Consider the following 12,997-nt stretch of genomic DNA (forward strand, 5'->3'; position numbering starts at 1 on the left):
GTATCACAAAATTTTGGACTTCGATCCAAAATGAAGTTGAAGCCATTTGCACATTTTTTTAAAGCTAGATCGATCTAGTTTTGGGATGAGTTGCAATTTTATTGTGGGTGGGGTAGCGTAGGGTCACACTGCGGCTTGGTCAGTAGGCGATCGCCCCTAGGGCACTGAGGCACGCCCTGCCCTGCCGCCTAGATTTGGGTTTACGTTGATAGCAAAAGCGGCACCGCTTCCCTCAGCCTTGGTGCCGCCTCGTTAGCTGAAGCACACTGTCGATTTTGGGGAACACCCGTGGGAATTAGAGTAGATAACGTTTCAAAACAGTTTGGGGATTTTCAAGCCCTAGAGCCCATCACTCTAGATATCAAGAGTGGTTCTTTGGTGGCCCTGCTGGGACCTTCAGGCTCGGGTAAGTCGACCCTGCTGCGGGTGATTGCCGGTTTAGAGCAGGCCGACACCGGCAGAATCTACATCTCGGCCCAAGACGCCACCCACAAAACGGTGCAAGATCGCCAGGTGGGTTTTGTGTTTCAACACTACGCCCTGTTTAAACACCTCACCGTGCGCAAAAACGTGGCCTTTGCCCTAGAGCTGCAAAAGTGGCCCCAGGATCGCATTAAGAATCGGGTCGATACCCTGCTCGACCTGGTGCAGCTGGATGGATTGGGCGATCGCTACCCCTCCCAGCTTTCTGGTGGTCAGCGGCAGCGGGTGGCTCTGGCGCGGGCCCTCGCCGTTGAACCCCAGGTGCTGCTGCTCGACGAGCCCTTCGGTGCCCTCGACGCTAAGGTGCGCAAAGATCTGCGCGACTGGCTGCGCCGCCTTCACAACGATGTGCATGTCACCACCGTCTTCGTCACCCACGACCAGGAAGAAGCGATGGAAATCGCCGACGAAATCGTGGTGATGAGCCAGGGTCGAGTCGAGCAGGTGGGCTCCCCCGCTGAGATTTACGAAAACCCGGCCACTCCCTTTGTGATGAGCTTTATCGGTGCGGTTAACGTGCTCTCCCCCGACAACACCTGGAAGTCGCTCCACCGCGACGCCCCCACCCACGGGGAGGTGTTTCTACGCCCCCACGATATTGAGATCTTCACCGAGCATCACGACGGCAGTGTTGCCGCCACGATCAACCACATCATTCACCTGGGCTGGACGATTCGCATTGAGCTGACCCTCGATAACGGCCATCCCATTACTGCCCACATCAACCGTGAGCAGTATCGCGACCTGGGCGTTGAGACAGGGCAAACGGTTTACCTACGAGCCAAGCTGATTCGTAGCTTTGCCCCTGCACCGGGCTATGCGCCGTCGGTGGCCTAACCGACTCGCTTGCAGCCTAGCGCCTTGATCCCTTGGTTTGCGCTCAGCTGGTTCAGCCCAGCGGTGTGCTATTCAAGGGGCTTCAATATAGTGTCATAGTAGTTTTGGCCCCAAGCCGGGGGCCAAGACGTAAGCAGGTAGGCGGGCAATGGGAGCAGGTATAGAACTGGGGCTGGCGGTCAACGGGTTGGCGCAGCTAGCGTCACCGGGGCCAATTATCTTTCAGCTGGGGCCCTTGGCCATTCGTTGGTACGGGCTGCTGATTGCGATCGCCCTGGCGATCGGCATTACCCTGGCGCAACGGCTGGCCCAGCGGCGCGGGCTTGACCCCGAGGCGGTTGCCGACCTGTCGATCTGGCTGGTGCTGGGGGCTTTGCCTGCCGCCCGTCTCTACTACGTCGCCTTTGAGTGGGATCGCTACGCCGATGACCCGCTGAGTGCCTTCGCCATTTGGCAGGGGGGCATTGCCATCCACGGGGCGATCTTGGGCGGTATGCTGGCGGCGCTGTTGTTTGCCCGTCTCAATCGACTGTCGTTTTGGGCCCTAGCGGATGTGGTGGCTCCGGCTTTGGTGCTGGGCCAAGCCATTGGTCGCTGGGGCAATTTCTTCAACTCTGAGGCCTTTGGCGGCCCGACCAATCTGCCCTGGCGGGTTTATATTCCCCCCGCCCAGCGCCCCCCCGGGCTGGAAACCGTGGAGTATTATCACCCCACCTTTCTCTACGAATCGCTGTGGAATTTGGGGGTGTTTGCCCTGGTGCTGTGGCTGTTTTTCTGGGGTCTGCGCCATCCCGAACGGCTGAAGACGGGCACGCTCTTTTTGGTCTACTTCGCCACCTACAGCTTAGGCCGCCTGTGGATCGAGGGCCTGCGTCTCGATAGCCTAATGCTGGGGCCGCTGCGAATGGCCCAGGTGGTGAGCCTCACCGGTATAGCGCTAGGAGTAGCTGGGCTGCTGTGGCTGTACATGGGGCGGCGATCGCTGCCGGATGTGGCCAAAGGTAGCTAAATCTCAATCGAGAGCGCACGTAGGTAAAGGCTCCTGACTGCCACCGTGCGCGTTCTAATTTGCTGCCTATTGCCCAACCAAAAAACGCTCTGGAAATCACAACGAGATTTCCAGAGCGCAGCAAGGGGAGTGACGATTGACAGGGGTTGGGGGACTATTGCGGTGGGGAACTGCCTTCGGAACCGCAGTTGCCGGGGCCGCCGCCTCTTCCCATGTTGCTGCGCAGGGCTTCCTGGAGATCGGTTTCGTTAACGCCCAGTTCGGCGGCAGCGGCGGCCAGATCAGGGCGCGGCGGTGGCTCAGCGGGTAGGCCCAAGGCTTCTTTCAAGGCGGCTTCACTGACGCCTAGCTGTATGGCGGCGGTGGCTAGCCTTTGGCCGCGATCGCCGTCTCTGCCGCTGCGCAGGGCTTCCTGTAGCTCAGTTTCACTGACACCTAACTCAGTCGCGGCGGCGGCCAAGTCAGGGCGCGGTGGCGGTTCAGAAGGCAGACCCAGGGCGGCTTTGAGGGCGGCTTCGCTAACGCCTAGATCTGCCGCAGCGTTGGCCAGCCCTTCACCGTGACCTCGCCCTCGGCCCTCGGGCCGCTGAGCGGGCTCAGTTGGAGTGGCTTCGGGCTGCGGGGGTTGACCCTGGGTGGTTTGGCTAAAGGCGGCCAAACCTAGACCACCAACCAGGGCAGCCGCCAGGCCAGCAGTCAGCAGTGAACGATGAATTACCATGAACGATTTGCTCCGGGTGATTAGGTTGACGATTCCTATTAAGCCTGGGCACTATGGCAAAACCATGGCCGCCAAATTACAGCTTTGTCATTTTTGCGGCCTGCTGGCGGTGCTAGGCTGTGAGCGCCTATGAACGTTTTATTAGTCGAAGACGAGGCCAAAATTGCCAGTTTTGTGGCCCAGGGGCTGCAAGAACAGGGCTTTGTGGTGGACACCTGCCCCAACGGCACTGAGGGCTATGCCCTGGCCACCGATCGCACCTACGATGTGGTGCTGCTCGACATCATGGTGCCGGGGATGGACGGGCTGGCCATTCTCAAGGCGTTGCGGGGGGCAGGCTATGCCGTGCCGGTAATTTTAATTACCGCCCGCAACGAGCTAGACGATCGCTTGGCTGGGCTAAATCTTGGGGCCGACGACTACATCGCTAAGCCCTTTTATGTCGAAGAACTGGTAGCTCGCATCCATGCGGTAGTGCGGCGCAGCAGCGGCGAGCGGCAGAATTTTTTGGCCGCTGGCCCCCTGCGCCTCGATCGCATTACCCGCGAGGTCACCTGCGGCGGGCACCAGGTCGAGCTGACGGCGCGAGAGTTTAATCTGCTGGAATATTTGATGCGATCGCCCGGTCGAGTGCTGACCCGCACCCAAATTTTGGAGCATGTCTGGGGCTACGACTTTAACCCCAGCACCAACGTCGTCGATGTGGCCATTCAGCGACTGCGCAAAAAGCTCGATCCCCTAGACGCGGCTCAGTGGATCGAGAGCGTGCGGGGAGTGGGCTACCGCTTTCGCCCCCCCGAAGAGAGCGCTCGAGGGGAACGCCCGTGACGCGATCGCCGCTGCCCCGATTTTCCCTGCGGCTGCGGCTGGCGCTGTGGTCTGCCGCCCTGGCCGGAGGGGCACTGCTGGGGTTTGCCCTGCTGTCGAGCTGGCTGATCTACCAGGCCAAGCTCGATCGCCTCGACGCCCGGTTAGAACGCACCGTTCCCCTGGGTCGCCCCGGCGATAGCGGCAATTTTCCCCCCGGTAATCGCAATGGCTTTCCCACCAACCCAGAACCGGATTTGGCCCAAGACCTGGGCCTGCCCGCCGATGCCGAGGTGGGGTTTTTGCTGGTGGGCCGCACAGGGGAGGTGGTCTATCAATCGCCCCAGTGGCCCAGTGCGATCGCTCAAATCTCCCCCACACCCAACCCAACTCAGGGGCGCCGGGGACCGCGCCGGTTGATGACGGTGCGATCGCCTGACGGGCCTTGGCGATTGGTGGTGCGGGCTACCCCTATGGGACAACTGGCGCTCGCTGCCAACCTCGACGTTCTTCGTCAGGAAATGGCCACCCTGCGACGCATCTACGCCCTGACGATTCCCGGCCTGCTGCTGGTAATTGGGGGCGGAGCCTGGGCGATCGCGGGCCAGGCGCTGCGGCCCGTGCGTCAGCTTAGCCAGAGCATTAACCAGGTGACGGCCCAGGGTCTGCACCAGCGAGTGCCCGCCGACCCCGACCCTGAGTTTGCGCCGCTCATTGCCGCCTTCAACGCCATGCTAGAGCGGCTAGAGCGCAGCTTTCAGCAGGCGTCTCGCTTCAGCGGCGATGCCGCCCACGAACTCAAGACGCCCCTGACCATTCTCCAGGGAGAGCTAGAGCGAGCCATTCAGCAGGTCGAAACCGGCTCGGCGGCCCAGCAAACCCTGAGCCAACTGCTTGACCAGGTGCGCCACCTGAGCGGCATTGTGCGCAAACTGCTGCTGCTGTCGCTGGCCGATGCCGGGCAGATGAGCATTCAGCGCCAGCCGGTCGATTTCAGCGCCCTAGTGCAAGATCAGCTGGAGGATCTCTCGCTGCTGGCCCCTGAGCTGGCGGTGACGGCTGAGATTGAGCTGGGGGTGGGCGTGATGGGCGATCGCGACCTACTGGCCCAGGTGATCCAAAACCTGATCACCAACGCCGCTAAATACAATCTGCCTCAAGGCTGGGTGCGGGTAGCGGTCAACCGCGCTGATTCCCAAGTACAGCTCACGTTAACTAACGCCACGGCACCCCTCACCGCCGCCGAAGCCAGCCGCCTATTCGATCGCTTCTACCGGGGTGACCCTGCCCGCGCCCGCCAAACCGAAGGGCTAGGCCTAGGCCTCAGCCTTGCCCGCGAGATCGCCCGTGCCCACGGTGGCGATCTGGTGCTGGCCCCTAGCCCCGCTGGAGAAGCCCGGTTTGATCTACACCTGCCTATGTCCTCCAACTAGCCAAAGGTACAGGCTACATGAGGGGACTCGGGTGTAAGGTTTCAGGTCTAAGGTACAAGGTACTAATCTTGCCCTGAACCCTAGACCTTAAACCCTGAACCCCTAAATTCAGACCTCACACCATCTAACCCAAACAGTCAAGTTCTTATCCTACGGAAAGAGAAATATTAGAGTTATGTAAACATCTGTTAACAAAGGTATAGACTAAATTAAGGAAAATACTTCACTATTGGCTTTACTTTAGGCCAGCGGTGAGTCGCTTTCGTCGTTGTCAGTTCTATGTTCTTACGGCAAGCCAGTATGAGACACGCGCTAAACATTTTGGTCATTTGTGTAGTAAGCCTCTGCGCCTGGCTGCCAATGGCACCGGCCTTGGCCTACGACAACCCAGAACTCTTGCCCGATACCCAGACTGCCATCATTGATCTGGCCAAGTCGCTCAGCGCTCGCCAAGAAGAAAGCCTCGACTCTAAGCTCAACGACTTTGAAGCCGAAACTGGCTGGAAGCTGCGTGTGCTTACCCAGTACGACCAAACTCCAGGTCGGGCGGTTAAAGACTTTTGGGGCCTCGACGATCGCAGCATTATGCTAGTAGCCGACCCGCGCGGCGGCAATCTGCTTAACTTCAGCGTAGGCGATGCCGTCTACGACCTGCTGCCCCGCACCTTTTGGATTGAGCTGCAAACCCGCTACGGCAATCAGTTCTTTGTGCGCGAAAACGGCGAAGACAACTCTATTCTCAGCGCCCTGGAGTCAATTCAGGGCTGTCTGCGCCAGGGGGGCTGCAATGTGGTGCCCGGTCTGCCTCAAGAGCAGTGGGTGCTAACACTGATTACCTCCATTGTCGGCGGGGTCATCTGTGGATTTGCGGCTCACCCCCGCAAGCCTGGACAAATTTTCGCCTGGCAGTGGGTGCTGATCTTTTCGCCTCTGTGGGGGATTCTGTTCTTTGCCTTTGGCATTGGCCCGGTGGTAACCCGTACCAGTGACTGGCTGCCCCTAACGCGTAACGTTGCTGGCTTTTTGATTGGCGCTTTAGTAGCCTTTCTGACTCCAATTCTCGGCAATCAGGCCTCTTCTGAGACCTAACGACGGGTAGTTTGATTTAACCCGCACTAGGTGTGGGCTGTGGGCATTGTTCGTCAGAACAATGCCCACTCTGTTTTTGAAGCGGGAGCGAAAGAGCAAAGATAGAAGAATGAAAAGATGCTCAATCAGGCTTCCATTTTTGGCAGGTTGGATTGGTCTAACCCAGATCCACCTGCTGTATGGCGATCGCCCACTCGGCTAAAAGATTTTGGGGCAATAGCTATAAACACCAGTTTTTGCCGCTAGACGTCTCGTCTTCAGCGCCGTGGCATGGCTGTATTTGTGGGCATGCAAGCAGAGGTTTGGGCTACACCGGCTGGGTAGTCATAACGGCGTTGACTGTCGCCAGCAGTTGCCGGGGGTCTATGGGTTTACTGACGCAGTCATTGGCCCCTGCTTTAAGGGCTTGCTCTATTTGGTTAGGGCTGTCTAAATCGACTAAAGCCAGGATTTTTGGCCTTGGGGAGCCTGAGCCCTGGCGCAGGGTGGCAATGATGTCGCTGCCATCGGCGCTGGCTAAGCTGAGGCTGGTGATCATGGCCGCAGGTTGAAGCAGATCTACCTGGTCGAGCACTCGCGATCCATCCACGATCCAGATCACTTGGTAGCCGGCGGCGGTGAGCATGTCGCAGATGACGCTGGCGGTTTCCTCGTTGTCTTCGACCAGCACAATGCGCCCCACGATGGGTTCGGCGGTGAGCTCTGGCTCGGCCGTTAGGGGATCGGTCGATCGCTGCGCCGGGATTCTGACGGTAAAAATAGAGCCCTTGCCAACCTCTGAGTTCACTTTTATAGAACCGCCGTGGAGCTCGACCAGCTGCTTGGTGAGGGCTAGGCCCAGACCCGTGCCTGGGTGCTCTCGCTGGAGCACATTTTCAAGCTGCTGAAACTTGCCAAACAGCAAGGATTGGGCGGCGGCTGAAATGCCAATGCCCGTGTCTTGGACTTGAAAGACGGCGTCGTTTTGCTCACGCCGCACGCGCAGAACGACTTTGCCGCCGGCATCGGTAAATTTGACGGCATTGCTGAGCAGGTTGGCGAGAATTTGCCGCACCCGCCGGGGGTCGGCTAAGAAGGTGTCTTGACCGTTGGGCAGCTTGAGGTCGAGGGCGATGTCGATGTCGTTTTGGGCGGCCTCGGTACGAAAGCCATCGACGCTTTGGCGACAAAGGGAGGTGAGGGAAAACTGACGCACTTCTAGAACGGTGCGCCCGGCCTCAATTTTTGACACGTCAAGAATGTCGTTGATGACCCGCAGCAGATGCTCGCCGCTAGTTTGAATGGTGGAGAGGTAGTCGCGCTGGCGGGGGGTGAGCTCGCCCAGAGACCAGCGCAGCAGGGTAGCCGACATGCCAATGATGTAGGTGAGAGGGGTGCGCAGCTCGTGGCTCATGGTGGCCAAAAATTCGGTTTTGGCGCGGTTGGCGGCTTCGGCAGCCACTAGGGCATCGCGCAGGTCTTGGGTGCGTTCGACGACGCAAACTTCGAGGTTTTGGGTCTGCTGCTGAAGCTGTTGGTAGAGCTGAGCCTGGTTGATGGCGATCGCCAGGTGTTCAGCGATGTGCTGCAAAAACTCGGTTTCCCAAGGCTGCCATTGGCGCAGGTCGGCGCACTGGTGCACAATCAGCAGGCCCCAGAGCTGCTGCCCCACCTGAATGGGAGCCACGGCCTTTGACTTCACCTGCATCTGCTCGAGAAAGGTTTCCATGCAGGGGGCATGGAGGTAGGCTTTGCCCACGTCGTCAATGGCGAGGGGGCGACCGTGGCGGTAGCGGCGCTTCTGATGGGGGTAGTCGGGGTGGTCGTTGAAGCAGAGGTCTTCGGTGTAGTTGAGCACCGAGGCGAGGCGATCGCTCGATCGCGACTCGTAGGTGATATAGCCAATTGGGCGCGCCACGCTGAAGTGGGCTGGAGCATCGCTATCCATAGGCTGAACCGGGGTGGCAGGCACCTGGTCAAACTGGTAGATCAGCAGCCGATCGGCTTGGAGAAACTGGCGCACTTCGGCCACGGTGGTTTCTAAAATTTCGCCCAGCTCCAGGCTGCCCTGAATTTTGGTGATCACCTGGTTGAGCAGCAGGCGGCGCTCTCGCTGCCGGTTGATGAGGCTTTGGGCCGGCACCTCCGCACAGGCCTGCAACCAGGCCAGCATAAATTGGCTGAGGGCACTGAGGCTGGTGGTAGGTACGGGCCGACTCAAGCCCCGCTGGGCCAAGAACGCCTCTATGACAGCAGCCTCGGCGGTGAGATCGACCACGGCGCGATCGTCATCCTGGGAGCGCGCCGTTACGACTACCGCAAGCTCTGGCCCCTCTAGACACCAAAAACTGTCGCCGCTAGAAGTGTCAGCGGGGAGGTCAGTTTCGGTGAGCAGAGTTAGCTGGTACTGCTGGCAGTACTGACGCAAAAACTGCTCCAGCAAAACTAGAGCAGCCTTGGGCATGACCTGTTCGGTGCCACGGGTTATAAAGTCAGGCATTTCTATATTTTGAGGCCGAGGGCGCCCACTGCGGTGGTTTGAAACGGGGAGTTGCCAAAGAAAGCCTTAAGGTTTAAGGATCCTCATCCTAGGGAGTCCCCATGGTAACTTTCGTTTTGGGCCTACCCTGACTTACGCTAGAGTTCCTTCAGATTTGTTGTTGCCCTAGGGATCGCCCATGCATCGCTTAGCCGCTACCCCCGGCGGCTGGACGCCGGATACTGAAGGCGTTATTTTTGTCGAGCAAACCCCGGCGCCGCTGGTGTTTCTCACCGCCGCCGATACCGAAATTCAAAGTCTGACTCGGGCCAGTTTTCCCGCCGATTTTCCGGCCTTGCGGGTGGCCAACCTGCTTCAGCTTCAGCAGCAGTTGGCGATCGACACCTACACCGACGATGTGCTGCGCCACGCACAGATTATTGTGGTGCGGCTACTGGGGGGGCGCGCCTACTGGCCCTACGGTTTGGAAGTGGTCAGGGAGGTGGCCGCCGAAACCGGGGCCGCCCTGATTGTGCTGCCTGGCGACGATCGCCCCGCCCCGGATCTGATCAGCCATTCGACCGTGCCGCTGACGGTAGCAAACCAGCTCTGGCGCTACCTCAACGAAGGCGGCGTTGAGAATATAGCGAATGGGTTAATGGAGGTGTGCGATCGCATTCTCCACACCACCTACCACCCCCTGGCCCCGCAGCCCATCCCTAAAGTTGGGGTGTATGCCACTGGTCAACAGGAGAAGTACCCCGTCCCCCTCTCCCCTAGCCCCTCTCCCATGGGGAGAGGGGGACCGGAGCGTGAAACTGCCAAGGTAGGCTTGATCTTCTATCGGGCGCATTACCTGGCGGGCAACACTGCCCCTATTGATGCCCTGTGCGCGGCGTTGGCAGAACGGCAGCTACACCCGGTGCCCGTATTTGTATCGTCGCTGCAAGATCCTGAGGTGCAGGAGGATTTGGTCGCTCTGCTCAAGCCCAAAGAAGGACAGGGCATTGACCTACTGCTAAATACCACCAGCTTTTCGGTAGCGAAACTAGACGGCGCTACCCCCAATTTGGATCTGTGGGAAACCTTGGACGTGCCAGTGCTGCAAGTGATTCTCAGCGGCGGTACCAAAGCCGCCTGGGAAAGTCAAAGCCTGGGACTCTCACCCCGCGACATTGCCATGAATGTGGCTCTGCCCGAAGTTGATGGGCGCATCATTACCCGCGCTGTTTCGTTTAAATCGATTAACCAGCGCAGCGAAACGCTAGAAACGGACGTGGTCACCTACGAGCCGGTAGCTGACCGTATAGAATTTGTTGCTGACTTGGCCGCTCAGTGGGCCACCCTACGCCGCACCCCTGTGGGCGATCGCCGCATCGCCCTGATTCTCGCCAACTACCCCAACCGCGATGGTCGCCTTGCCAACGGCGTCGGCCTCGATACGCCCCAGAGTGCGATCGAAGTTCTCCACGTCCTCAAGGCGGCGGGCTACACTCTGGGCGACATCCCCACCGATGGCGACGACCTGATTCGCCAGCTCACCGTCGGGATGACCAACGACCCCGAAGGCCGGGATTTTCGCCAAGTTCACCAGTCTCTTCCCCTCGCTGACTACCGCCAGTATTTTGAAACCATGCCGGAAGCGGTGCGCGCTGGCATGAGCGCTCGTTGGGGCATTCCAGGGGGAGATGGAAAAAGTGGGGAGGCCGGGGAAGAAACTCAAAACTCAAAACTCAAAACTCAAAACTCGAAATTCCCCATTTCCGGCCTCCAACTCGGCAACATCTTCATTGGTGTTCAGCCGAGCCGAGGCTACGACCTTGATCCCTCCCTCAACTACCACTCCCCCGATCTAGAGCCGACCCACGACTACCTGACCTTTTATCTCTGGCTGAGGTATAGCTTTGGGGCGCAGGCGATCGCTCACCTGGGCAAGCACGGCAACTTAGAATGGCTGCCCGGCAAGGGTGTCGGCCTGTCGCAGGACTGCTACCCCGAAGCCATGTTTGGCCCCACGCCCCACCTGTACCCCTTTATCGTCAATGACCCTGGCGAAGGCTCCCAGGCGAAGCGCCGCGCCCAGGCAGTAATTCTCGACCACCTGACGCCACCGCTGACCCGCGCCGAACTCTATGGTCCCCTCGAAAAGCTAGAGGGTCTGGTGGATGAATACTACGAAGCCCAGAGCTTGGATCCGAGCCGGTTGACCTTGATTGGCGATCGCATCCTCACCCTGCTCAACGACACCCACTTACTCGACGAAATCTCCCCCACCCACCCACCCATCCACCCATCCACCCACCCACCCTCCTCCCCACTCCCCACCCTCCTCCCCACCCTCGACACCTACCTCTGCGATCTCAAAGAAGCCCAGATCCGCGACGGTCTCCATATCTTTGGCCAGTGCCCCAATGGCCGACAGCTACGAGATTTGATTGTGGCGATCGCTCGCCACCCCGGTCCTGGCCGACAGGGATTGACGCGGGCGATCGCAGAATCCTGGAACCTTGACCTTGACCCCCTTACCGCTGATCCTGGAGAACCTTTTACCGGGTTGGAGCACTGTCGGATTGTGGGGGATGCGATTGAGGCCTTAGAAGAGGAAGCTTCTCGTCTGGTGGAAGGGTTGCTGCCGCAAGTTGCTGCCCGCCCTCTCCCTAGCCCTCTCCCCCAGGGAGAGGGGCCGGGGGAGAGGGGAACAGCCATCGCCACCGAACTTCATTGGATCCAGCACACCCTCATTCCTGCCTTGACCCGCACCACCGACGAGATCGCCAATCTGCTGGCGGGTCTCGACGGTCGCTACGTGCCCAGCGGCCCCGCTGGAGCGCCCACCCGCAATCGCCCCGACGTGCTGCCCACGGGCCGCAATTTCTTCTCGGTGGATATTCGCGCCATCCCTACCGAGAGCGCTTGGGATGTGGGGCGGCGGGCGGCGGAAGTGCTGGTGGAGCAGTACACCCAAGACCACGGCGAGTACCCCCAAACCTTAGGCCTATCGGTGTGGGGCACCTCTACCATGCGTACCGGCGGGGACGACATTGCCGAAGCTCTGGCTCTGATGGGGGTGCGCCCGGTGTGGGATGGTCCCTCGCGGCGGGTAGTCGATTTTGAGGTGCTGCCGCTGTCGGCGATCGGGCGGCCGCGGGTGGATGTCACCCTGCGGATTTCGGGCTTCTTTCGCGATGCCTTCCCCAACTTGATTGACCTGGTAGACCAGGCGGTGGCGGCGGTGGCGGCTCTGGAGGAACCACCGGAACAAAATCCTTTGGCGGCGCGATCGCGGCAGGAGAGTGCCGAGTGGCAGGCCCAGGGACTGACGGCCGAGCAGGCCGAGCTACGATCGCGCTACCGCATTTTTGGCTCTAAGCCGGGGGCCTACGGAGCTGGGTTGCAAGGGCTAATCGAATCGCAAAACTGGACCACTGACGAAGATCTGGCCCGTGCCTACCTGAACTGGAGCGGCTACGCCTATGGTCGCAATGCCCAAGGCCACGCCATGCCCGAAGCTTTTGAGCAGCGGCTCAAGCACCTGCAAGTGGTGCTCCATAACCAGGATAACCGCGAGCACGATCTGCTCGACTCTGACGACTACTACCAGTTTCAGGGGGGCATGACGGTGGCGGCGAGAACCCTTCAAGGGCAGCAGCCAGCCACCTACTTTGGCGATAATGCGGTGACGGCCAAGCCCAAGGTGCGATCGCTCGAAGCTGAGATTGCCAAGGTCTACCGCTCCCGCGTGGTCAACCCTAAGTGGATCGAGGGCGTCATGCGCCACGGTTACAAAGGAGCCTTTGAGATGGCCGCCACCGTCGACTACCTGTTTGCCTACGACGCCACCGCCCGCTGCGTCGCCGACCACATGTATGAGGGCGTGGCCCAGGCCTACCTGCTTGACCCCACAGTGCAGGCCTTTGTGCAAACCTCAAACCCCTGGGCGCTGCGCGATATGGCCGAGCGCCTGCTCGAAGCCAACCAGCGAGGGCTGTGGGCTACGGCCCGCACCGAGATGCTGGATAGCCTGCGGCAGATCGCCAACCAGGCGGAAGGAGTATTAGAAACCCAGCAGTTCAATCGAGGTCAGCCCCAGGCAGAGTAACCCTGGGAGCGATCGCCCCAGCCGTGTCGGGCGGCACCTTCCTACCAATGCCGCAAAATTG

The 12,997-nt window shown here is 59.9% G+C and carries 9 protein-coding genes; 7 read left to right on the top strand and 2 right to left on the bottom strand.

Features of this window, described 5'->3' with window-relative positions; all coding sequences use genetic code 11:
* Positions 1-288 precede the first annotated feature (288 nt).
* Positions 289-1,320, top strand: a complete 1,032-nt coding sequence (locus tag NC979_RS09710) for a TOBE-like domain-containing protein (RefSeq protein ID WP_190520159.1) — start codon at positions 289-291, stop codon at positions 1,318-1,320.
* A gap of 148 nt (positions 1,321-1,468) precedes the next feature.
* Positions 1,469-2,329, top strand: a complete 861-nt coding sequence (gene lgt / locus NC979_RS09715) for a prolipoprotein diacylglyceryl transferase (RefSeq protein WP_190520161.1) — start codon at positions 1,469-1,471, stop codon at positions 2,327-2,329.
* Between the two features lie 154 nt (positions 2,330-2,483).
* Here the strand turns inward: lgt and NC979_RS09720 are convergent, their stop codons facing one another.
* Positions 2,484-3,050 (bottom strand): hypothetical protein, encoded by a 567-nt coding sequence (locus tag NC979_RS09720; protein WP_190520162.1) that lies wholly within the window; start codon positions 3,048-3,050, stop codon positions 2,484-2,486.
* Between NC979_RS09720 and NC979_RS09725 the strand changes: the two genes are divergently transcribed.
* The 4 genes from NC979_RS09725 to NC979_RS09740 all read left to right on the top strand — a co-directional run bounded on the left by NC979_RS09725 (position 3,049) and on the right by NC979_RS09740 (position 6,379).
* A complete protein-coding gene (locus NC979_RS09725; RefSeq protein ID WP_255524833.1) occupies positions 3,049-3,183 on the top strand; it encodes a hypothetical protein in 135 nt (44 codons plus the stop codon). The genes NC979_RS09720 and NC979_RS09725 overlap by 2 nt on opposite strands.
* A complete protein-coding gene (locus NC979_RS09730) occupies positions 3,180-3,878 on the top strand; it encodes a response regulator transcription factor (protein ID WP_190520164.1) in 699 nt (232 codons plus the stop codon). The genes NC979_RS09725 and NC979_RS09730 overlap by 4 nt, the downstream gene beginning before the upstream one ends.
* Positions 3,875-5,290, top strand: a complete 1,416-nt coding sequence (locus tag NC979_RS09735) for an ATP-binding protein (RefSeq protein ID WP_347403944.1) — start codon at positions 3,875-3,877, stop codon at positions 5,288-5,290. The genes NC979_RS09730 and NC979_RS09735 overlap by 4 nt, the downstream gene beginning before the upstream one ends.
* Before the next feature lie 300 nt (positions 5,291-5,590).
* On the top strand, positions 5,591-6,379 hold the full coding sequence (locus tag NC979_RS09740; RefSeq protein ID WP_190520166.1) for a TPM domain-containing protein: 789 nt from the start codon (positions 5,591-5,593) through the stop codon (positions 6,377-6,379).
* A gap of 307 nt (positions 6,380-6,686) precedes the next feature.
* On the opposite strand, the gene NC979_RS09745 is transcribed toward NC979_RS09740, so the two are convergent.
* Positions 6,687-8,858 (bottom strand): GAF domain-containing hybrid sensor histidine kinase/response regulator, encoded by a 2,172-nt coding sequence (locus NC979_RS09745; protein ID WP_199308879.1) that lies wholly within the window; start codon positions 8,856-8,858, stop codon positions 6,687-6,689.
* A 178-nt stretch (positions 8,859-9,036) separates the two neighbouring features.
* On the opposite strand from NC979_RS09745, the gene cobN reads away from it, so the two are divergent.
* Positions 9,037-12,936 (top strand): cobaltochelatase subunit CobN, encoded by a 3,900-nt coding sequence (cobN, locus tag NC979_RS09750; RefSeq protein WP_190520168.1) that lies wholly within the window; start codon positions 9,037-9,039, stop codon positions 12,934-12,936.
* Positions 12,937-12,997: the final 61 nt, after the last annotated feature.

Origin of the sequence: Leptolyngbya subtilissima AS-A7, from assembly GCF_039962255.1 — a bacterium.
In the GTDB taxonomy this organism is placed as follows: domain Bacteria; phylum Cyanobacteriota; class Cyanobacteriia; order Phormidesmidales; family Phormidesmidaceae; genus Nodosilinea.

Bases quoted from the DNA above. Each gene is read 5' to 3' on its own strand.
- NC979_RS09725 (WP_255524833.1), top strand. From the start codon at position 3,049: ATGAACGATTTGCTCCGGGTGATTAGGTTGACGATTCCTATTAAGCCT.
- lgt (WP_190520161.1), top strand. From the start codon at position 1,469: ATGGGAGCAGGTATAGAACTGGGGCTGGCGGTCAACGGGTTGGCGCAG.
- NC979_RS09720 (WP_190520162.1), bottom strand. From the start codon at position 3,050: ATGGTAATTCATCGTTCACTGCTGACTGCTGGCCTGGCGGCTGCCCTG.
- cobN (WP_190520168.1), top strand. From the start codon at position 9,037: ATGCATCGCTTAGCCGCTACCCCCGGCGGCTGGACGCCGGATACTGAA.
- NC979_RS09730 (WP_190520164.1), top strand. From the start codon at position 3,180: ATGAACGTTTTATTAGTCGAAGACGAGGCCAAAATTGCCAGTTTTGTG.
- NC979_RS09740 (WP_190520166.1), top strand. From the start codon at position 5,591: ATGAGACACGCGCTAAACATTTTGGTCATTTGTGTAGTAAGCCTCTGC.
- NC979_RS09745 (WP_199308879.1), bottom strand. From the start codon at position 8,858: ATGCCTGACTTTATAACCCGTGGCACCGAACAGGTCATGCCCAAGGCT.